Origin of the sequence: Roseobacter sp. (assembly GCF_024639605.1) — a bacterium.
Classification (GTDB): domain Bacteria; phylum Pseudomonadota; class Alphaproteobacteria; order Rhodobacterales; family Rhodobacteraceae; genus Roseobacter.
On the sequence record NZ_JAHEHZ010000065.1, the window covers coordinates 1 to 19,807 of the forward strand.

The following is a 19,807-nucleotide window of genomic DNA, read 5'->3' on the forward strand; positions in this document are numbered from 1 at the left end:
AAATGCTGCTGGTTGAGGATAAGGACGCGCTGATGACCAGGATGGGCCGCAAACAGCTGGATGTGCAGCTCTCTGAAGAGCTCGACGCAATCCCGGAAACACTGTCGTCATACGATCTGGTTCTCTGCGAGGACCGCAAAACACTGACCTATTCCTATGACACCCGGGCCGACCGCACGGGCATCACGAAATTGCTGCGCGATGTGTCTGCTGCGGGTCTGGTCCTGCGCGACGTCGCCACGCGCCAGAGCAGCCTCGAGGACATTTTTGTGGACCTTGTGTCGCGCGAAGAGGAGGGCGCGTCATGAACTTTGAAGCAATCCGCGCAATATACCTGTTTGAGATGGCACGTTTTTTCCGGACCCTTGCGCAGAGTCTGATCTCACCGGTGCTGTCCACTTCACTTTATTTTGTGGTTTTCGGTGCCGCGATAGGCAGCCGCATCCAGGAAGTCGAGGGCGTAAGCTATGGTGCGTTCATCGTTCCGGGGCTTATCATGCTGTCGGTAATCACGCAGGCGATTTCCAATGCTTCCTTCGGCATCTACTTTCCCAAATTCATAGGCACGGTCTATGAGCTGCTTTCCGCCCCGGTGAATTTTCTGGAAATCGTCGCAGGCTATGTGGGTGCGGCCGCGACCAAAGCGCTGATCATAGGGGTCATCATCCTGGTGACCTCGTTTTTCTTTGTGGACGTGAGTATCGCTCATCCCTTTGCTATGACTGCATTTCTTGTACTCACCTGTCTCAGCTTTGCGCTGCTGGGCTTCATCATCGGTATCTGGGCGGGCAGCTTTGAGCAGCTGCAACTCGTGCCCCTGCTGATCGTGACGCCGCTGGTATTCCTCGGCGGGTCATTCTATTCGATCTCGATGCTGCCACCGGTCTGGCAGACCATTTCCATGTTCAACCCGGTCGTTTACCTGATCTCGGGCTTTCGCTGGGCCTTCTTCGGGACGGCGGATGTGTCGATCGGTATCTCGCTTATGGCGATCACGCTTTTCACCGGGCTCTGCCTCGGAGCGATCTGGCTGATATTCCGCACCGGCTGGCGGATCCGACAATAAAGGTGCAGTGTGAAAACTCTTCTGTGCGCCCACCTTGTCTGGTGAGGGGCGCCATTCTACATGGGAACTCATGAAGCGCTGGATACCCTTTCTTAAAACTGCCCCCGTTGTTGCTGTTGTCCGCCTTTCCGGCATGATCAGCGGATCGGGACGCGGAACACTGAACGACGCGGTCCTGGAACCCGTTCTGGAAAAGGCGTTTTCGAAGGGCAAACCGGCCGCCGTCGCCCTGGAGATTAACTCACCTGGCGGCAGCCCGGTACAGTCGTCTCTGATCGGCGCCCGGATACGCCGGCTGGCTGCGGAAAAAGAAGTGCCGGTCTATGCATTTGTCGAGGATGTTGCGGCCTCGGGTGGCTACTGGCTGGCAGCAGCAGCAGACGAAATTTATGCAGATGAAAGCTCGGTTGTGGGATCTATCGGTGTCATTTCAGCGTCTTTCGGTGTCGATGAGCTGATCAGCCGTCATGGCATCGAGCGCAGAGTTTACACGGCGGGCAAGTCCAAATCCATGCTGGATCCCTTTCGTCCGGAAAACCCGGAAGATGTGGCGCGCCTGAAGACTCTGCTGGAAGACATCCATACTAATTTCAAAGACCATATCACCGCGCGACGGGGCGACAAACTGCCGGAAGATCAGGATCTTTTCACCGGGGAGATATGGCTTGCCAGACGGGCAACTGAACTCGGCCTTATCGACGGTGTGGGGCATCTGAAACCAACGATGCAGGAGCGTTTCGGCGAAAAAGTGAAGTTCCGGCGCTACGGCATCAAAAGACCGTTTCTCTCCCGTTTCGGTGTCCGCATCATGGATGACGCGCTGAACACCATCGAAGAGCGCAGCGCATTTGCGCAGTTCGGGCTGTAACGGAATGATTTTCAAAATCGTCACTCTGTTTCTCGTCGTGATTGCTGTCCTGGCGATGTTCGGGAAAATGCACTGGCTGGGTGGTAAACGACTGGCATCGGCCAAATGTCCTGGCTGCGGGCGTTACCGCATCGGTCGTGGTCCGTGCGGTTGCGGCCACGGTGGGCGCGGATGACGCTGGCCTGGGCGCTCAGCGGACTGGGCCTGGTGATCCTCCTGCTTGCTGGTGACGCCCTGGTGAAAGGGGCCGTCAACCTCAGTCTTCGCCTCGGCATACCGGCGCTGATCGTGAGCCTGACAATTGTCGCTTTCGGCACCTCAGCGCCCGAGTTGCTTATTTCGGTACAGGCGGTGCTGGAAGACGTGCCGGGGCTGGCGCTGGGCAACGTGGTGGGGTCCAACACGGCAAATATTCTGCTGGTACTGGGCATTCCCGCCATCCTTGCGACCATGCACACCTCCGAGTGCAATACGCGTAAGACCTACAATTTCATGATCCTCGCCTCGCTGCTCTTTATCGGGCTTGCGTTCCGGGGCGTCTTTGACTGGATCTCAGGTGCGATCCTGCTTGCGGCGCTGGCCTTTGTGCTCACCGACGCCTTTCGCGACACGCAAAAGCATCGGGCTGCCTGCAAGGAAGACCCCGAAGAGGAGCCCGAAGGCGCCGACCCGGATATGCCCGGATGGCGCATCGCCGTTTTTCTGGTGCTGGGCCTCGTCGGGTTGCCGCTGGGCGCAGATCTGCTGGTGGATAATGCTACCGTGATCGCGCAGGAATACGGTGTGTCCGATACGGTGATCGGGCTTACTCTTGTCGCCATCGGGACATCGCTGCCGGAACTTGCGACCACCGTCATGGCCGCGTTGCGGCGTCAGGCTGATGTGGCGCTGGGCAATGTCATCGGATCAAATATGTTCAACCTGCTTGCGATTATCGGCATCGCCAGCTTTATCGGGCCGATACCGGTCGATCCGGAATTCCTGACATTTGATCTGTGGGTGATGCTTGTGGCGTCCCTGATCCTCGCAGTATTTGTTTACACCAGACAGGATATAAACCGCACCTGGGGCATCGTTCTGACAGCCCTTTACGGCGGATACATGTTCCTGCTTCTTGGCTGAGCGGCCGTCCCGGGAGAGAAATCATGACCAAGGCACTTGTGACCGGCGCCGGGCACCGTATCGGACGCGAGATCGCCTTATACCTGGCTGCACGCGGGTATGAGGTCGTTGTGCACTACGCGTCCTCGGATGCCGGTGCACGCGAAACGGTCGGGCGCATAGCAGAGCAGGGCGGGCGCGCCCACGCGCTCCGCGCGGATCTGCTTGATGATGATGCGACGGAACAGCTTTTTGCGGATGCCCGCGAGGCTCTCGGCGGCCCGGTAACCTGTCTCATCAACAATGCGTCGATCTTTGAGCATGACACGATCGGCACGGCCACGCGCGAAAGCTGGGACCGGCATATGCAAAGCAATCTGCGCGCGCCGTTCCTGCTGACCCGGGCGATGGCCGGTCAGGGGCTGGAGCCTGAGCGCGACAGCAACGGAGAGCCTGTTGCAACCGGGCTGATTTTAAATATGGTCGATCAGCGTGTGCGTAAGCTCACGCCGGATTTTATGACCTATACGCTTGCCAAAGCAGCACTGTGGACGCTGACACAAACAACAGCCCGCGCGCTGGCGCCGGCTATCCGGGTTAACGCCATCGGACCCGGCCCGACACTGCAGGGCGGGCGCCAGGAAGCGGAGCAGTTTGCCCGGCAGCGTGCGGCGACGGTGCTGGGGCGCGGCTCAGATCCTCAGGATATTACTGCTGCTGTCGGGTATTTTCTGGATGCTCCCGCGGTCACCGGTCAGTTGCTTTGTGTGGATGGCGGGCAGCATCTCGCGTGGCAGACACCGGACGTAACTGACGTTGAATAGGGACAGACCTGACCGGAGTTTTGCACCGCGCGGAAGACTGTTACAAAAGCGTTAATAAAAGGCCTTTGTTTTCAAAACCTTGGCCTGTAAAAAAGAAAATATGCAATTAATTCAGTTGGTTAAATTGCTGCCTGTTTTTTAGGCAGTTCCCGGAAATACCCTGAATGCAACGGAAAATTGGCTGTGCTAATAAGTTATCAGCAGAGTTGTCCACAGGAAACGTGGAAAGGTTCTCCCTTGCGGAGGAGACGGCCACGGTGCAGCACCAGGCAGGGAATCAATCAGAGCTGACATGACAGAATCACCGGACACTCATCCCAGAGAGGAAACCACCGGATACGATGTAATCCAGGGGTATCTGAAAACGCTGGACACCTCGCCCGGCGTTTACCGGATGCTGGATAACGAAAGCCGGGTTCTTTATGTGGGCAAGGCGCGCAATCTGCGGGCGCGGGTGTCGAACTATGCCCGACCGGGCGGCCATTCCGGCCGGATCAGCCGGATGATTTCGATGACCGCCTCGATGATGTTCCTGACGACAAAGACCGAAACCGAGGCGTTACTGCTCGAGCAGAACCTCATCAAACAGCTCAAACCGCGTTTCAACGTGCTGCTGCGCGACGACAAAAGCTTCCCGAATATTCTGGTGACAGCGGACCATGATTTTCCGCAGATCAAAAAACACCGGGGCGCGAAGAAAGAAAAAGGCAGCTATCATGGTCCTTTTGCCTCGGCAGGGGCGGTAAACCGGACGCTGAACCAGCTGCAGCGGGTCTTTCTGCTGCGCAACTGCTCCAACGCGGAGTTCGAAGGGCGTACACGCCCCTGCCTGCAGTACCAGATCAAGAGGTGCTCGGCGCCCTGCGTCGGGCGGATTACCTCAGAGGAATACCGCCAGACCGTGCGGGATGCTGAAAAGTTTCTGACCGGCAAGACCACCGATATTCAGGCGCGTCTGGCGGATGAGATGACGGCCGCGTCAGAAGCGATGGAGTTTGAACGCGCAGCGGCGCTGCGCGACCGGATCAAGGCGCTGACCCAGGTGCAGACCGCACAGGGGATCAATCCCAAAGGTGTTGCGGAAGCCGATATCGTGGCGCTTCATCTTGAGAACGGGCAGGCCTGTGTTCAGGTGTTCTTCATTCGCGCCAATCAGAACTGGGGCAACCGCGATTACTATCCCCGGGTGGGGCAGGATGTGGATGCAGCCGAGGTGCTGGAAGCGTTTCTCGGCCAGTTCTACGACACCCGCGAGCCGCCCCGCCAGATCCTGCTCAGCAACGAGATCGAGAACCCCGATCTGATGACCGAAGCGCTCTCGGGCAAGCTGGGACGGCGGGTTGAACTGCTGGTCCCGCAGCGCGGCGAAAAGGCCGAACTGATCGACGGTGCGCTGCGCAATGCGCGCGAGTCCCTGGCGCGTAAAATGGCGGAGAGCGCGACCCAGGCGCGGCTGATGAAAGGGCTGGCTGAGGCTTTTGACCTCAAGGCGGCCCCGGAGCGGATCGAGGTTTACGACAACTCGCACATTCAGGGCGCCTTTGCGGTGGGCGCGATGATCGTGGCCGGGCCTGAAGGTTTTATGAAGAACCAGTATCGCAAATTCAACATCCGTGGCGATGCCCTGACACCGGGGGATGACTTCGGAATGATGAAAGAAGTGCTGTCGCGCAGGTTCAAAAGGCTGATCAAAGAAGACCCGGAACGCAAAGAGGGCCACTGGCCCGATCTTCTGCTGATAGATGGCGGCGCGGGCCAGGTCAGCGCTGTCGCTTCAATCATGCGCGAATACGGCGTTGAGGATATTCCGATGGTCGGTGTTGCAAAGGGTATTGACCGCGACGCGGGCAAGGAAGAATTTTACCGGCCCGGACGGCAGGTCTTTGCCCTGCGCCACAATGACCCGGTACTGTATTATGTGCAGCGCATGCGTGACGAGGCCCACCGTTTTGCGATCGGAACCCACCGCGCCAAGCGAGCGAAATCTGTCGGCGCGACACCGCTTGATGATGTGCCGGGCGTGGGGGCCGCGCGCAAACGGGCGTTGCTGGCGCATTTCGGATCTGCCAAAGCCGTCGCCCGCGCCAACCTGAGCGATCTCAAAGCAGTTGAGGGCGTGTCGGCGCGACTGGCTGAAAAGATCTATGACTACTTTCACGAAAAAGGTTGATCCGGCGGACGCCCCCGGACGGGGGCGACGACATGCCCTGGCTTTTCCTGCGAAAAGCGGGAGCGCGCGCCCGCCAGGTCGGTATCAATGCCGCTTTCGTCCGGAATTATGGCGATGTAAGGTGATCTTATGACGCTCACACTGCCCAATGTGCTGACCATAATAAGGTTGATTGCCGCGCCGCTCGTTGCGGTGATGTTTCTCTATTTCACCCGGCCCTGGGCGGACTGGTTTGCGCTTGTGCTTTTTGTTTCCGCCGCGGTGACGGACTGGTTTGACGGCTATCTGGCGCGCGCCTGGAAACAGGAAACCAAGCTTGGTGCTATGCTCGACCCGATTGCCGACAAGGCCATGGTGGTGATCGCACTTATGGTGATCATCGGATTTTCCAGCTGGTCTCCCTGGCTGGTGCTGCCGGCGACAGTGATCCTTTTCCGCGAGGTTTTTGTCTCCGGCCTGCGGGAGTTTCTGGGTGATACCGCCGGCACGCTGAAAGTCACAAAACTCGCCAAGTGGAAGACCACCTGCCAGATGATCTCAATCGCGGTCCTTTTTTCGCATGGCGTCTTTGAGCATTATCTGGGCATGTCGGCGTGGGGGATGGACGAGCAGATGATTGCGGATGTTTTTGCCGGGCGTGCCGAGGATCTGCAGGGATTGCGCTGGAAACATACGGCAATGGAATGGGCCGGTCAGACGGGTCTTGTTCTGTTGTGGGTCGCGGCAGGTCTGACCTTTGTGACCGGTTTTGACTACCTGAAAAAGGCGATGCCTTATCTGAAGGATGACAGCTGATGGATGTGTTGTACTTTGCCTGGGTCCGCGAGCGGATCGGCCTGCCCCGCGAAACCGTTGAAACCGATGCGAACACAGTGGCGGGGCTGGTCGAGCAACTGCGCGCGCGCGAAGACCGCTATGCTGCTGCCTTTTCAGATGTCTCCGCGCTGCGCGTCGCGGTGGATCAGGAGCTCAGCGATTTCGATGCATCGCTCGACGGGGTGCGCGAAGTGGCGTTCTTTCCCCCCATGACCGGCGGATGACCCCGTGAGGATTGTCGTCTCGGAAGCTGCTTTTGATTTTGGTGCGGAGGCTGCGGACTTTGCTACCGGGCGGACAGATATGGGCGCCATCGTCACTTTTACAGGGGTGGTGAGGGACACCGGCACGGATGCGCTAGAGGCGATGGAGATAGAGCATTACCCGGGCATGACCGAAACAGCGCTGGCAGACATTGCAGAGCGCGCCACAGCCCGCTGGTCACTGGGTGATGTGCTGGTGATCCACCGCTACGGACGGCTGGTGCCGGGCGAGATGATTATGATGGTCGCCACTGCAGCGCGGCACCGCCGTGATGCATTCGAGGCTGCTGAATATCTGATGGACTACCTTAAATCCCGCGCCCCGTTCTGGAAACGTGAGATCACCGCAGAGGGTTCAGGCTGGGTCGTGGCGCGCGACGAGGATGAAAAAGCGCTGGACCGCTGGTAAACGCACAGTGCTGGCACTTGACCTGGATCATGGTGCGCCTGCCGCCGTGTCGCCATTCTCCTCCCAACCCATAAGAGAGGAGATCAGACAATGTTTTCAAAGATCGTAGTAGGGGTCGACGGCTCAGGTCAGGCCAGTAAAGCGCTTGAACTGGCCTGTGACATGGCCGGCAAATACAACTCCGAAATCCATCTCGTTCACACGCCCAAAGCCGAAACCGTGGCCTTCGCCCTCGGGGCGGTGGCCGGGTATCATGTTGCAACGACGATGCCGGAACCTGAAAAAGTAAAGGAAGCAGCGGAAAAAGTGCTCAACGAGGCAAAGGCAGTGGCAGAGGCTCATAAAGTGGGCGTGAAAACACATATCGGTTCGGGCGATCCGGCGGACGATGTCGTCGCCTGTGCCAAAGAATGCGGCGCGGACCTGATCGTGACAGGACGGCGCGGTCTGGGCAATATCGCGGGTGCTTTTCTCGGCAGTACGTCGCAGAAGATCAGCCATGACGCCGATTGCGCGCATATGACCGTTGCCTGATCGACAGGGTCCCGGGGGCGAAACTCAGCTGGCCGGTCGTGCACTCGCCATATGGGCGCGCATTTCTTCTGTTTCGTGGCGGGCGTCGCGCAGTCCCTCCATCGCAGCCCGGAGTTCTGCTTCGGTCTGCGCCAGCTGATTGGTCAGCTCCGCTTCGCGCTGTTGCAGATAGGTGATGGCCTGGTCCCGGGTTTCTTCTGCCTCATGCAGCTCCTGACTCATCCTGTCCAGTTGCGCCACGTCGTCTGCTGCGACCCGGGTAAAACGGTGAACCAGCCAGTTCGCGAACCATCCCAGACAGAACGCCACAAACAGAATGATCGCCGTGGCGATAACAAATTCAGTCCTGCTCATTCGTGGGGTCCTCCGTCGTCGCTTCACCTTCTGTATCCGTCTTTTCCGCGAGGCTTTCCAGTGCGGAGTCACCCTCGGGCACACCGGACTCCGGGCGGATCAGACGGAACTCGATCCGCCGGTTGTCTTCGCGGCCGTCTTCGTTGCCGTTATCGGCAACCGGGTTTTCCTCGCCGTACCCCACTGCAAGGAAGTTTCCGGTCAGCACCCGGCGGGCCCTGAGCTCGTTGAGCACTGATTCCGCCCGCGCCTGGCTCAGCGCCAGGTTCATCTCCTCGCGGCCCTGGCTGTCAGTGTGGCCCTGGACCTCAAGCCTGAGATCGCCGCATTCGGACAGGATCTCTGCGATTTCGTCCATGACGGGCAGGGCGCCGGCATCAATCGTCGCTGATCCCGGCTCAAAGTTGATCTTGCTGCCGGCGACGACCTCCGCAATTCTGGCTTCGCACTCCTCCGGCGTTGGCAGGGCCGCCACGGGATCAAGCTCTTCTATATAGGTTACGTTAATCTCAAACTGCGCTTCTTCGCCCAGCTTGCCGGCCATGAGCCGTGCAATCATATCACTGGCATCCGCATTGCCTGATGCACCCGAAAGACGCACGGTTTCGGGGGTGACGACGACAACACCGTTGTTGAGATAGCCGAGCGCTTCGATCCCGGTCAGCACCCGCGCAGGCCAGTCGGCCGGCAGGTCGGGTACAACTCGGGCGGCAGTGTAGACGTTTTCCGATCCAAACCTGGCGCGTGCGAAACTGTCGGCCACATCGCGCATCTTCTCGCCGGAAATCCGGCCGCGCAGCTGTACCTGACCCTCGGGGCTGAGCGTGGCGAGAAACTCTGCGGGCCCATCGACGGGATCTGTCGCTTTCGGTCTGACCGGATAGAGAGCGAACACTTCAGGCAGCGCGTTTTCCAGCTCACCGATCACCTGCTCAAAGAGGCCGAATTCGGTGCCCTCTGCAGCAACAATCGTGACATCCGCGTCTGAGAAGGTTACCGACCCGCCGCCAATCTCGGCTAGCGCTGCGATGGCGGTCTGCACGGCGTCTGACCAGTTGGGGCTGGGCACGCCCATCCCGAGAGTGCACCGCCCGGGACCTGTCAGCCCGGCTTCCATGGCCGCCGTCAGAATGCTTGTCCGGGCGGCTTCTGTGTCGGCGGAGCAGGCATCGAAACGCGCGCCCGCTTCGTCTATGACGAATCGCAGCGTAAAGGGGGTGATCACAGGCCGTGGTGCGGAGATGTTCAGGGCCACTTTAAGTGCGGGAGGTGCGGCCCGGCGCAACTCTGTTTCCATGCGGGTCTTGTCCGCGGTGCTGTCGGCTATCGCAGTGATTGCGACCCGCCATGCAGCGACCGACACCTTTGCACGTGGCAGCCCGTCCATCGCGGTGATGGCATATGCCAGGGCATCTTCCCACCCGGACGGTGCCGGGTAATCCGCTGTCTCCAGAAGGTCAGTGACCGGCAGATCACTCATTGCGGTAAATGCCTCTATCAGAGCATCGCGGTCCGTGCTCAGCGGGATCAGCCCGATCACCGATATCCCGGCCGTGTTGCGCAGCACCTCAGCCGAGAACCGCGGCGGGGCCACGTCCTCTGCCGCCGCGATCTGCATCTCGTCCATGATCCGGGCTGCATCGACGACAGACCCTGCAATGCTCAGCGCGCGAAAGCGCAGCGCCTCATTTGGCGCTGTACCGGCCAGAACGACCTGCAATCCGCTTGCTTCGACTTCGGCCCAGGTCAGCCCGTTCAGGTCCAGTTGCTGGCGGACGCCGGTCTCCGAGCTTTCCTCGACGATTGTCACAGAGGAGTTGGCCGCGACCAGCGCAAAGCCTGCAGCGGTCAGGAATACCGCCATAATCATGGTCAGCCGGGATACGCGCATATCAGTGCAGAGCCTTGTACATCACAGGGGCACTGATACGCCTCCGCGCCCGGGTTATCAATCACACCAGCAAAGCAGCCACAAAGAAAATAAGCGGGATAAAGCCGGTGTCCCGGTTGCAACGAAAAAGTTGTAAGAGCTTGTCATTGTTTTCAATATCCAGCCCGCGCAGCTGCCAGGCCATGTGCCAGCCCATGGCCCAGGGGCCGGCAAGGGCCACCACCATCGCCAGAATGTTACCACCGGGCTGCAGGGCAAATATCACAGAAAGACCCATCAGACCCACCGTCACGACCAGAAACCGCCGCAGCCAGGGGCCGGTTTTGTCTCCAAAAAGCCGCGCGGTCGATCTGATACCGATAAGCGCGTCATCTTCGGTATCCTGATGGGCATAGATCGTGTCGTAGAACAGCGTCCATGCAATGCCACTGCAGTAAAGCACAACCGCCGGCGCACCAAGCTCACCGGCATGCGCGGTCCAGGCCAGCAACGCCCCCCAGTTAAACGCAAGCCCGAGGAAGACCTGCGGCCACCAGGTGAAGCGTTTGGCAAACGGATAGATCGCTACCGGCAACAACGCCAGAACACCCAGCAGAATAGCAGCCGTGTTAAACGTGAGCAGGATACCGAAAGCCATAAGCGCCTGCAGACACATCCAGACCACCGCACCGGTAACGCTGACCTGTCCTGCGGGGATAGGTCGCGAGCGGGTACGTTCCACCGCGCCGTCATAGTCGCGGTCCGAGATATCGTTCCAGGTACAGCCGGCGCCCCGCATCAGCCAGGCCCCGACACCACAGCCCAGAGCAATCCACAGGTCATGAAGCCCCATCTGCCCGTCGAAATGAATGGCAAGTGCCAGCCCCCACCAGCAGGGGATCAGCAACAGCCATGTGCCGATCGGCCGGTCCGCCCGGCTCAGACGCAGATAAGGACGCGCAGGACCGGGTGCATAAAGGTCCACCCAGTTGTCTTTTACCGCATCCGCGACCTGACCATCTGGTGCTGGCTTGGGCTCTTGCATATGTTCCCCTCATGGAGCGTGAAGTATCAGCGAAAATCCGGCTTTATGTAGAGCACCCATTGGGGGAGGCGCAAACGCTTCCTCTGTCGCGTGAGCAGTCACATTACCTTTTCGGTGTGATGCGTCAGGGCGCGGGCGATCACCTGCTGGTCTTTGATGGCAAAAGCGGCGAATGGCTGGCGCAGATTGAGCAGGCCGGCAAACGCGGCGGCATGCTTCGGGTTCTGGAACAGACGCGGCCGTTGCGAATACCGCCCGATCTGTGGCTGATGTTTGCGCCGATCAAAAAGGCGCGCACGGATTTCATAGTAGAAAAAGCCGCCGAACTGGGCGCGGCCAGGATTATTCCGGTGCAGACCGCTTTTACCAATGCCGGCCGGATTCAGCGCGACAGGCTGCAGGCGCATGCAGTGGAAGCTGCCGAGCAATGCGGCGGCACCTTTGTGCCTGAGGTTACTGATCTTCAGAAACTGCCTGCGCTACTTGATGGCTGGAACACAGGCCGCCGCATCATGTTCTGTGACGAGGCGGCCCCGGCGGGTGCACCCGTTCTGCCGGACGCCCCAGGCCCCTGGGCCGTTCTGATCGGACCGGAGGGTGGTTTCTCCGACGCAGAACGCACGCGGTTGCGCGGGCTGTCACATGCGCATCCGGTATCGCTCGGACCCCGCATCCTGCGCGCTGATACTGCCGCGGTGGCCGCCCTGACGCTCTGGCAGCAGGCACTGGGAGACTGGATATGAGCTATGCTCTGACCCGTACGGCCCCCCGACGGGTGCGCGGATGATCCGGCCCGAGGCGAAAAACCAGCTGATGCGCTGGCGCGAGGCGCTGACCGGCGGCGCGCTGCTGCTGACGGGGCTGTGGTGGCTGGCCGGACCCGGACAGTTGCTGACGATTCCGGCAATCGCGATGATTATTGCGGGCCTGGCACTGATACGCATCGGCTTTCAGCGCGCGCGCTTTCGCAGTGCGGGCGCAGGCCCCGGCTCGGTGCGCGTTGACGAAGGACAGGTGACCTATTTCGGGCCGCTGACCGGGGGTGTTATTGCCTTAGGCGAACTGCAGGCACTGACCCTCGACCGGCGCCAGCATCCCGCGCACTGGCGGCTGAAACAGCCCGGTCAGAATGATTTGATGATACCGGTCAATGCCGAAGGCGCAGAGGCGCTCTTTGATGCCTTTGCCACACTGCCGGGTCTGAAAACCGCGCGCATGCTCGACGCTCTGAACAAGCGGGCGGAACCAGGCGGAGAGCAGCAGGTCGTGATCTGGCGTCGGGACCTGTCCGCTCACGCACAACTGACCGTGCATTGACACACCCGGCAATTCGTCCCATTCCGGAACCCTGAGCGTACAGTCTGTCGAAACGGAGCCTCCCACATGTCTATTCCACAGTCCGGCGGAGGGCCGGTTACGTCCCGTGATCAGCTTGCGCAGTATCTCGCAGACGGCTGCAAGCCCAAAGAAGACTGGCGCATCGGTACCGAGCACGAAAAGTTCGGCTATTGCAAAGACACGCTGAAACCGCTGCCCTATGATGGTCCGCGCTCAATCCGGGTCATGCTGGAGGGGTTGCGCGATGATCACGGCTGGTCTCCCGTCGCAGAAGGCGGCCATCTGATCGGCCTCGAAAAAGACGGCGCGAACATCAGCCTCGAGCCCGGCGGACAGCTGGAACTTTCCGGTGCACCGCTGGAAACCATCCACGAGACCTGTGATGAAGTGAACACCCACCTGCGCGAAGTGCGTGACGTGGCAGACCGCATCGGTGCCGGCTTTATCGGGCTGGGTGCCGCACCGGTCTGGACCCATGACGACATGGATCTGATGCCAAAGGGCCGGTACAAACTGATGAACGAATACATGACCAAGGTCGGCACCATGGGCCGGGTCATGATGCGACGCACCTGCACGGTTCAGGTAAATCTTGATTTCGGTTCCGAGCCGGACATGGTGCAGAAAATGCGCGTTGCTCTGGCGCTGCAACCGGTGGCCACGGCGCTGTTTGCCAACTCGCCCTTCTTTGAGGGCAAACCCAACGGGCACAAATCCTGGCGCAGCCGTGTCTGGCGCGATCTGGATGCTGCGCGCACCGGCATGCTGCCCTTTGTTTTCGAGGACGGATTCGGGTTCGACGCATGGGTCGACTATGCGCTCGATGTGCCGATGTATTTCGTGTACCGGGACGGAAAATACATCGACGCGCTTGGCATGTCGTTTCGAGATTTCATGAAGGGTGAACTGCCGGCACTGCCTGGTGAGATCCCGACGCTTTCGGACTGGGCGGACCATCTGACCACCGCCTTCCCGGAAGCACGGATGAAGCGGTATATCGAAATGCGTGGCGCCGACGGGGGCCCCTGGCGGCGGCTTTGTGCCCTGCCGGCTTTCTGGGTCGGGCTGATGTATGACCAGACAGCACTTGATGCGGCCTGGGATCTGGCGAAAGACTGGGATGCCGAAACCCGCGACGGGCTTCGTGTCGCGGCGTCGGTCGACGCGCTGCAGGCCGAAGTGAACGGAGTAAAAATGCATGAGATCGCCCGCGAAGCAGTTGCGATCAGTACCGCCGGCCTGAAGGCACGCGCCCGAAAAGGAGCAGGCGGCATGGTGCCCGACGAGACACATTTTCTGAACGCACTGCATGAAAGCGTTGAAACGGGCAAGGTCCCTGCTGACGAGCTGCTGGCGCGCTATCACGGTGACTGGAACGGCGACCTCAGCCGGATCTACGCCGAATATTCTTACTGACCCGGTTCGACGACATGGCGCGCGGCGCGTTGTATCAGAGAAGGTGCCGGGGAATGCGTCTTTCCCGCCTTATTGCAGCGCGTGTCTGATCAGGCTGCTTTGCGCCGTTTCTTAAACCAGACAATTGCTTTTGCCAGCCGGAGCATTGGCAGGGCCACAGGCAGCGGCACGGGCGATGCTGTCTTACTGTCACCGCAGGCCAGCCCGTCTATGCTGAAGGCGCTGTTGTTGTTGTATTGCTGACGGTGAACGCGGATACCTCTGTTTCGCTGTTAAAGCCAAAGAACGCTGGCGCGTCTGTCGCTTTGGGCGGAACCATTGTGTCTCCGTTGAGGAATATCGTGTTTTCATCGCGGTTGCGGCACGGACCGGAGTAGTGAAGGCCGAAGGCCAGGACCGGCGCATAAAGGTCAGCGCCATAATTAACCCCGATAAGTACCTGTCCGGGTCCGGATACAGGAGGTTTCTCTATCCTGCGTGGTGTTCTCTTCAAAATAATAAGGAGCGTCGGGTACTTGAGTGAAAAGGCACGGTGCCTGCCGAAAAAGGCGTCGACGCCTCCGGCGGACAGCCTTCCGCTTGCGGTGGTCCGGGACAGGGACACCCTGCTTAAAACGCTGGGGGTACAAAGACCGGGTTTGCTACTGCGTCATAAAGCGACCCGACTGTGACGGTTACTATTGAGGTTGAGGCACGCTCAGGGAAAGTGCCGTAACCGCTGCTTTAAAAGGTCCGGCTGTTTTGCCCTCGTAAACCAATATCTTCGAAGATGACGGCCGTTGGATCAGGCACTGTTTCAACCCCCGGTGACATCAGGCGAGAACGCGGTCCGTCGTCAGGGCCGACAAGATGCAAAAGGCCCCGCGAACGGGGCCTTTCAGAAAATCTTCAAAGTGCGTGTCCCGCTTACTGCGGAATATCGCCCTGGATGCCTTCGACATAGAAGTTCATGCCGGCAAGCGTGCCGTCATCGGCTGTCTCGCCGTCTGCGAGCCAGGCGGATCCGTCCTGTTTGTTGATGGGCCCGGTGAAGGCGTGATAGGAGCCGTCCGCAATTGCCGCCTTCAAAGCCAGGGCTTCTTCTTTGACATCAGCAGGTACGGCGTCGGAAATCTCACCGATACCGACCATTCCGGCGCCGATGCCGTCCCATGTATCCATGCTCTCCCATGTGCCGTCCATAACGGCTTTGGTGCGCGCGACGTAATAGGGACCCCACTCATCGATAATCGAGGAAACCCGCGGGAAGGGCGCATACTGTGCCATGTCAGAGGCCTGGCCAAAGGTCACCACGTTTCCGGCTTCCTGTGCAGCGGCCTGAGGCGCCGTTGAATCGGTGTGTTGCAGCACGACGTCGGCGCCCTGTTCGATCAGCGTCTTTGCTGCGTCGGCTTCTTTTGCAGGATCAAACCACGTGTAGACCCAGATGATTTTGAACTCCACGTCCGGGTTTACCTTGCTGGCGTGGATATAGGCGGAGTTGATACCCCGGATCACTTCGGGGATCGGGAAAGACCCGATATAGCCCACGATGTTGGATTTTGTCATCTTGCCCGCGATATGACCCTGAATCGCGCGGCCTTCGTAGAACCGTGCGGAATAGGTGGAGACGTTGTCAGCGCGCTTATAGCCGGTGGCGTGCTCGAATTTCACATCCGGAAATTTGGCCGCGATATTGATCGTCGGATCCATGTAGCCAAAGGAGGTTGTGAAAATCAGATCCGCACCATCGAGCGCCATCTGGGTCATCACACGCTCACTGTCCGGGCCTTCAGCCACGTTCTCGACATAGACGGTCTCGACCGCATCTCCGAGTTCTTTCTCGACCATGAGACGGCCTTTGTCGTGCTCGTAGGTCCAGCCGCCGTCGCCGATCGGGCCGACATAGACAAAGCCGACTTTGGTTTTCTCATGCCCGTCCGCGACAGCCACGGTGGCAAGGCCAAGTGCGACAGCCGCACCGGCAAAAAGGGTGGTGAGTTTCATGTTCAGGTCTTCCCCGTTTTAATGCGCCCGTTTTGCCCGGACGTTGAATGGCCTCTAGCTTGAGGCATGGAATGACCGGCCCAGTGAGCCGGGCGCCGCGCTCTTGTCCGCAGAAAGCATAACAAGCACGACGATGGTGATAACATAGGGTGACATTGCCAGATATTCGACAGGAATGGCAACGCCTGCGCCCTGCAGATTAAGCTGCAATTGGGTGATCCCGCCAAAAAGATAAGCACCGAGCAGAACCCGCCAGGGCTTCCAGCTGGCAAAGACAACCAGGGCGAGCGCGATCCAGCCCACGCCGGCGGTCATGCCCTCGGTCCACTGCGGCACGCGGATGAGGCTGATGTAGGCGCCCCCCATGCCCGCCAGCGCCCCGCCGAACATGATTGCCAGTATACGTATGCGGACGACCTTGTACCCCAGGGCATGGGCGGCATCGTGGTTTTCCCCCACTGCGCGCAGCACCAGGCCCGCGCGCGTGAACCGCAACACTGCCCAGACACCGGCCACCAGAAGCAGGCCGACATAGAGCAGCGGATCATGCGAAAAGAGGATCGGCCCGATAACCGGAATCTCGCTGAGAGGCCCGAAGTTAACATCCGGCATGCGCGGCGGTTTCACCCCGACGTAGCCCTGACCCAGCAAGGACGATATCCCGAGGCCAAAGAGGGTGAGTGCCAGACCGGAGGCCACCTGATTGGCCAGCGTAACCTGGGTCAGCAGCGCGAAAAGCAGGCTGAGCACAGCCCCCCCGACTGCAGCGGCGATAAAGCCCGTGGTGGGTGATCCGGTCTCCACTGCGATGGAAAAGCCGCAGATCGCTCCGGTAATCATCATACCTTCCACCCCGAGGTTCAGCACACCCGCGCGCTCAACCACAAGCTCGCCGGTGGCGGCCAGCAGGATGGGGGTCGCCGCACTCATCAGAGCAGCTATCAGCAGGATCGGGTTGATCGCGGACAGGTCCATTACGCAGCCTCCGTCCGGCCAAAGCGCAGCCGGTAATTGGTAAAGAGATCAAAGGCCAGGAGGAAGAAGAGCAGCATCCCCTGAAAGACCTGAATCGCAGCGGCCGGCAGGCCAAGCTGGCTTTGTGCGATGTCCCCGCCGATATAGGTCAGCGCCATCAGCAGACCCGCCAGCACAATACCCACCGGATGCAGCCGGCCCAGAAAGGCCACGATGATCGCGGTAAAGCCATAGCCCACATTGAAATCGATGCTGACCTGCCCCGCGGGACCGGAGACTTCAAAAAGCCCTGCAAGCCCCGCAAGCATGCCCGATGTGCCAAGGCAGAAAAGGATAAGCCGCCCCGGATTGACGCCCGAAAACCGCGCGGCCCGCGGGGCTTCACCAGTGACCCGCACCGCAAACCCCAGCCGGTGCCGCGCCAGCAGCACATAGGCAAAGATCACAGCAATCATCGCCGCCACCACGCCCCAGTGCATCCCGCTGTTTGTGATGATCTCGGCGTTATGCGCTGAGGGATACTGTTGAAGGTTGCGGCTGCCGGGAAAGCCGAAGCCTTCGGGATTTTTCATCAGTCCCAGTGACATAGAGGCCAGAAACTGCTCGGCCACATAGACCAGCATCAGCGACACAAGGATCTCATTCGTGCCGAAGCGTACTTTGAGAACCGCCGGGATCATCGCCCACGCCCAGCCCCCGAAAGCCCCGGCAATAACCATCAGCGGGAAGATAAAAACGCCTTCAGCAGGATAGAAAGCGAGCCCGACACCGGCCCCGAAGAGCGCGCCCATAATGTACTGCCCTTCGGCGCCGATGTTCCAGATGCCGGCGCGGAAACCGAGGCTGAGACCGATGGCGATCAGCACCAGCGGCGCTCCCTTGATCAGCAACTGTGGTCTGTAAAAGAACGAAAATTCGCCAAAAAGCGGCTGCCAGAAGATCGTCAGAATGGACTGTACCGGATCCTTGCCGAGCAGTGCAAAAAGCACGCCGCCGAAAAAGAAGGTGGCAAGCACCGCGAGCAGCGGCGTGGCCCAGGCAAAGGTGCGACTTGGCCGGGGGCGTTTTTCAAGCCTGATCATCTGCGCACGCCTTTTGTCTTTTGGCCGGTATCACGTCCGGCGGAATAAAAACCTGTGTCATCCGGGGCGTCAGACATGTGCCACCTCCATGCCATGCGCGCCGCCCATCATCATGCCGATCTGGTCCACCGTCAGCCCTGCGGTCGGGCGCGGGTCAGAGAGGCGCCCCTCATTCAGCGCGGCAAACCGGTCGGATATCTCCATCAGCTCATCCAGATCCTGACTGATCACAATGACGGAGGCACCGCCCTCGGCAAGATCAAGCAAAGCCTGGCGGATCGCTGCCGCGGCGGAGGCATCGACACCCCATGTGGGCTGGTTGACCACCAGAACTTCCGGGCGCTGCATCACCTCGCGGCCGATCACAAATTTCTGCAGGTTGCCGCCGGACAGGGCGCGTGCCGCATTGCCGGGCCCCGGAGTGCGCACATCAAATGCCTCGATTATTTTCACCGCAAAGGCGCGGGCCGCAGGCCAGTCCAGGAAGCCACCGCGCACCAGATTTTCGCGGTCGGCACCCGTAAGCATCGCGTTCTCGGTGAGCGACATATCGGGGGCGGCAGCGTGTCCCAGACGTTCCTCCGGGGCAGCAAGCACGCCCAGACGGCGCCGCGCATTGGGCCCCAGGGTGCCGATATCCTGCCCCTTGAAAGTAATCATCCCCGGCGGTGACAGCATTTCTCCCGAAAGCGCGCTCAAAAGCTCATCCTGCCCGTTGCCGGCCACACCGCCGATCCCCAGCACTTCGCCCTTGCGCAGCGTCACGGTCACCTCGCGCAGTGGCATCCCGAAGGCGGATGGCGAGGGCCGCGACAACCTTTCGATCTTAAGCACCGGCTCGCCCAGGGCCGCACCCGACCGCGTAGGCGTGCTCAGTACCTTGCCGACCATCATCTCAGCTATGTCCCGCGCCGTTGTCTCACGCGGAATGCAGGTGCCGACCACCTTGCCGAGCCGCAGGATCGTCGCGGTATCGCAGAGCGCGCGGATTTCCTCAAGCTTATGGGATATATAGAGAATAGCGGTCCCATCGGCGCTCAGTTTGCGCAGGGTCCCAAAAAGGATCTCGACCTCCTGCGGGGTCAGAACGGAGGTTGGCTCATCCATGATCAGCAGTTTTGGTTCCTGCAGCAGACAGCGGATGATCTCTACGCGCTGACGTTCTCCTGCCGAAAGATCGCCGACAATCCGGTCGGGTGACAGCGGCAGCCCGTAGGTGTCAGACACTTCGCGGATCCGTTGCGATAGTATCCGCATGCCGGGTGCGTTCTCCATGCCAAGTGCGATATTCTCGGCCACTGACAGGGCGTCAAAAAGCGAAAAGTGCTGAAAGACCATTCCAACACCCGAGGCCCGTGCGGCGCGCGGCTCAGCCGGGGCAAAAGGTGCGCCGTTCATCTGCATCCCGCCCTGATCGGGTTTTACCAGCCCGTAGATCATCTTGACGAGCGTGGACTTGCCTGCGCCGTTCTCGCCCAGCAGCGCATGTACTTCGCCCGGTGCGATGCTCAGCGACACATCGTCATTTGCTACGACGCCGGGGTAAGTTTTGGTCAGCCCGCTCAGGGTCAGAAGTGGTGTCATGCGCTGTCTTTCAATGGTTTCGTGCCGGATCTCGCGGGCTGCAGCATCTGCGCGGCCACCCCGATTGCAATCGCCTGCGGATCACGGCCCAGATCCGGCTGACCGA

General features: G+C 60.0%; 19 protein-coding genes and 1 pseudogene. 13 read left to right on the forward strand and 7 right to left on the reverse strand.

The window, feature by feature from the left end; all coding sequences use genetic code 11:
* The 10 genes and pseudogenes from Q0M35_RS10210 to Q0M35_RS10255 form a co-directional block, all read left to right on the forward strand.
* A pseudogene (locus Q0M35_RS10210) lies at positions 1–308 on the forward strand (multidrug ABC transporter ATP-binding protein); the annotation flags it as partial.
* Positions 305–1,066, forward strand: a complete 762-nt coding sequence (locus Q0M35_RS10215) for an ABC transporter permease (protein WP_295314817.1) — start codon at positions 305–307, stop codon at positions 1,064–1,066. The pseudogene Q0M35_RS10210 and the gene Q0M35_RS10215, both read left to right, overlap by 4 nt.
* Positions 1,067–1,136: 70 nt before the next feature.
* A complete protein-coding gene (locus Q0M35_RS10220) occupies positions 1,137–1,934 on the forward strand; it encodes a S49 family peptidase (RefSeq protein ID WP_295314818.1) in 798 nt (265 codons plus the stop codon).
* Between the two features lie 171 nt (positions 1,935–2,105).
* Positions 2,106–3,056 (forward strand): calcium/sodium antiporter, encoded by a 951-nt coding sequence (locus tag Q0M35_RS10225; RefSeq protein WP_295314820.1) that lies wholly within the window; start codon positions 2,106–2,108, stop codon positions 3,054–3,056.
* Positions 3,057–3,079: 23 nt separating this feature from the next.
* Positions 3,080–3,859 (forward strand): SDR family oxidoreductase, encoded by a 780-nt coding sequence (locus tag Q0M35_RS10230; RefSeq protein WP_295314822.1) that lies wholly within the window; start codon positions 3,080–3,082, stop codon positions 3,857–3,859.
* Positions 3,860–4,151: 292 nt separating this feature from the next.
* Entirely contained in the window at positions 4,152–6,029 is a 1,878-nt protein-coding gene (gene uvrC / locus Q0M35_RS10235) for an excinuclease ABC subunit UvrC (protein ID WP_295314824.1), read from the forward strand.
* 129 nt (positions 6,030–6,158) lie between these two features.
* The gene (pgsA, locus tag Q0M35_RS10240) at positions 6,159–6,824 is read left to right on the forward strand and encodes a CDP-diacylglycerol--glycerol-3-phosphate 3-phosphatidyltransferase (RefSeq protein ID WP_295314825.1); all 666 of its coding nucleotides are present in this window, start codon (positions 6,159–6,161) and stop codon (positions 6,822–6,824) included.
* Positions 6,824–7,069: a molybdopterin converting factor subunit 1 gene (gene moaD, locus Q0M35_RS10245; protein ID WP_295314827.1), complete on the forward strand. Its 246-nt coding sequence runs from the start codon at positions 6,824–6,826 to the stop codon at positions 7,067–7,069. The genes pgsA and moaD overlap by 1 nt, the downstream gene beginning before the upstream one ends.
* A 4-nt stretch (positions 7,070–7,073) precedes the next feature.
* On the forward strand, positions 7,074–7,517 hold the full coding sequence (locus Q0M35_RS10250; protein WP_295314829.1) for a molybdenum cofactor biosynthesis protein MoaE: 444 nt from the start codon (positions 7,074–7,076) through the stop codon (positions 7,515–7,517).
* A 90-nt stretch (positions 7,518–7,607) separates the two neighbouring features.
* Entirely contained in the window at positions 7,608–8,051 is a 444-nt protein-coding gene (locus Q0M35_RS10255) for a universal stress protein (RefSeq protein ID WP_295314831.1), read from the forward strand.
* 24 nt (positions 8,052–8,075) lie between these two features.
* Here the strand turns inward: Q0M35_RS10255 and Q0M35_RS10260 are convergent, their stop codons facing one another.
* The 3 genes from Q0M35_RS10260 to ubiA form a co-directional block, all read right to left on the reverse strand.
* Positions 8,076–8,405: a hypothetical protein gene (locus Q0M35_RS10260; protein WP_295314833.1), complete on the reverse strand. Its 330-nt coding sequence runs from the start codon at positions 8,403–8,405 to the stop codon at positions 8,076–8,078.
* Positions 8,392–10,296 (reverse strand): OmpA family protein, encoded by a 1,905-nt coding sequence (locus Q0M35_RS10265; protein WP_295314835.1) that lies wholly within the window; start codon positions 10,294–10,296, stop codon positions 8,392–8,394. The genes Q0M35_RS10260 and Q0M35_RS10265 overlap by 14 nt, the downstream gene beginning before the upstream one ends.
* 61 nt (positions 10,297–10,357) lie before the next feature.
* Entirely contained in the window at positions 10,358–11,320 is a 963-nt protein-coding gene (gene ubiA / locus Q0M35_RS10270) for a 4-hydroxybenzoate octaprenyltransferase (protein ID WP_295314837.1), read from the reverse strand.
* Positions 11,321–11,331: 11 nt separating this feature from the next.
* Here ubiA and Q0M35_RS10275 point away from each other — a divergent pair, with 11 nt between their 5' ends.
* The 3 genes from Q0M35_RS10275 (at position 11,332) to Q0M35_RS10285 (ending at position 14,074) form a co-directional block, all read left to right on the forward strand.
* Positions 11,332–12,063: a 16S rRNA (uracil(1498)-N(3))-methyltransferase gene (locus Q0M35_RS10275; protein ID WP_295314839.1), complete on the forward strand. Its 732-nt coding sequence runs from the start codon at positions 11,332–11,334 to the stop codon at positions 12,061–12,063.
* Between the two features lie 40 nt (positions 12,064–12,103).
* Positions 12,104–12,637: a hypothetical protein gene (locus Q0M35_RS10280; protein WP_295314841.1), complete on the forward strand. Its 534-nt coding sequence runs from the start codon at positions 12,104–12,106 to the stop codon at positions 12,635–12,637.
* 66 nt (positions 12,638–12,703) lie between these two features.
* Entirely contained in the window at positions 12,704–14,074 is a 1,371-nt protein-coding gene (locus Q0M35_RS10285; RefSeq protein ID WP_295314843.1) for a glutamate--cysteine ligase, read from the forward strand.
* Between the two features lie 906 nt (positions 14,075–14,980).
* Here the strand turns inward: Q0M35_RS10285 and Q0M35_RS10290 are convergent.
* The 4 genes from Q0M35_RS10290 to Q0M35_RS10305 form a co-directional block, all read right to left on the reverse strand.
* Positions 14,981–16,060 (reverse strand): BMP family ABC transporter substrate-binding protein, encoded by a 1,080-nt coding sequence (locus Q0M35_RS10290; protein ID WP_295314845.1) that lies wholly within the window; start codon positions 16,058–16,060, stop codon positions 14,981–14,983.
* Between the two features lie 54 nt (positions 16,061–16,114).
* Positions 16,115–17,035: an ABC transporter permease gene (locus Q0M35_RS10295; RefSeq protein WP_295314847.1), complete on the reverse strand. Its 921-nt coding sequence runs from the start codon at positions 17,033–17,035 to the stop codon at positions 16,115–16,117.
* Positions 17,035–18,117, reverse strand: a complete 1,083-nt coding sequence (locus tag Q0M35_RS10300; RefSeq protein ID WP_295314849.1) for an ABC transporter permease — start codon at positions 18,115–18,117, stop codon at positions 17,035–17,037. Before Q0M35_RS10300 ends, Q0M35_RS10295 begins: the two co-directional genes overlap by 1 nt.
* 69 nt (positions 18,118–18,186) lie before the next feature.
* Positions 18,187–19,701 carry an ABC transporter ATP-binding protein gene (locus tag Q0M35_RS10305; protein ID WP_295314850.1) on the reverse strand — a complete coding sequence of 505 codons (1,515 nt, stop codon included), beginning with the start codon at positions 19,699–19,701 and terminating at the stop codon, positions 18,187–18,189.
* Between the last annotated feature and the right edge of the window lie 106 nt (positions 19,702–19,807).

Excerpts from the sequence above, each read along its gene's own strand:
- Q0M35_RS10265 (WP_295314835.1), bottom strand. The coding sequence starts at position 10,296 with ATGCGCGTATCCCGGCTGACCATGATTATGGCGGTATTCCTGACCGCT.
- Q0M35_RS10260 (WP_295314833.1), bottom strand. The coding sequence starts at position 8,405 with ATGAGCAGGACTGAATTTGTTATCGCCACGGCGATCATTCTGTTTGTG.
- pgsA (WP_295314825.1), top strand. The coding sequence starts at position 6,159 with ATGACGCTCACACTGCCCAATGTGCTGACCATAATAAGGTTGATTGCC.
- Q0M35_RS10220 (WP_295314818.1), top strand. The coding sequence starts at position 1,137 with ATGAAGCGCTGGATACCCTTTCTTAAAACTGCCCCCGTTGTTGCTGTT.
- Q0M35_RS10295 (WP_295314847.1), bottom strand. The coding sequence starts at position 17,035 with ATGGACCTGTCCGCGATCAACCCGATCCTGCTGATAGCTGCTCTGATG.
- Q0M35_RS10280 (WP_295314841.1), top strand. The coding sequence starts at position 12,104 with ATGATCCGGCCCGAGGCGAAAAACCAGCTGATGCGCTGGCGCGAGGCG.
- Q0M35_RS10285 (WP_295314843.1), top strand. The coding sequence starts at position 12,704 with ATGTCTATTCCACAGTCCGGCGGAGGGCCGGTTACGTCCCGTGATCAG.
- moaD (WP_295314827.1), top strand. The coding sequence starts at position 6,824 with ATGGATGTGTTGTACTTTGCCTGGGTCCGCGAGCGGATCGGCCTGCCC.
- Q0M35_RS10255 (WP_295314831.1), top strand. The coding sequence starts at position 7,608 with ATGTTTTCAAAGATCGTAGTAGGGGTCGACGGCTCAGGTCAGGCCAGT.
- Q0M35_RS10300 (WP_295314849.1), bottom strand. The coding sequence starts at position 18,117 with ATGATCAGGCTTGAAAAACGCCCCCGGCCAAGTCGCACCTTTGCCTGG.
- Q0M35_RS10230 (WP_295314822.1), top strand. The coding sequence starts at position 3,080 with ATGACCAAGGCACTTGTGACCGGCGCCGGGCACCGTATCGGACGCGAG.
- Q0M35_RS10275 (WP_295314839.1), top strand. The coding sequence starts at position 11,332 with ATGGAGCGTGAAGTATCAGCGAAAATCCGGCTTTATGTAGAGCACCCA.
- Q0M35_RS10305 (WP_295314850.1), bottom strand. The coding sequence starts at position 19,701 with ATGACACCACTTCTGACCCTGAGCGGGCTGACCAAAACTTACCCCGGC.
- Q0M35_RS10215 (WP_295314817.1), top strand. The coding sequence starts at position 305 with ATGAACTTTGAAGCAATCCGCGCAATATACCTGTTTGAGATGGCACGT.
- ubiA (WP_295314837.1), bottom strand. The coding sequence starts at position 11,320 with ATGCAAGAGCCCAAGCCAGCACCAGATGGTCAGGTCGCGGATGCGGTA.
- Q0M35_RS10290 (WP_295314845.1), bottom strand. The coding sequence starts at position 16,060 with ATGAAACTCACCACCCTTTTTGCCGGTGCGGCTGTCGCACTTGGCCTT.
- Q0M35_RS10225 (WP_295314820.1), top strand. The coding sequence starts at position 2,106 with ATGACGCTGGCCTGGGCGCTCAGCGGACTGGGCCTGGTGATCCTCCTG.
- uvrC (WP_295314824.1), top strand. The coding sequence starts at position 4,152 with ATGACAGAATCACCGGACACTCATCCCAGAGAGGAAACCACCGGATAC.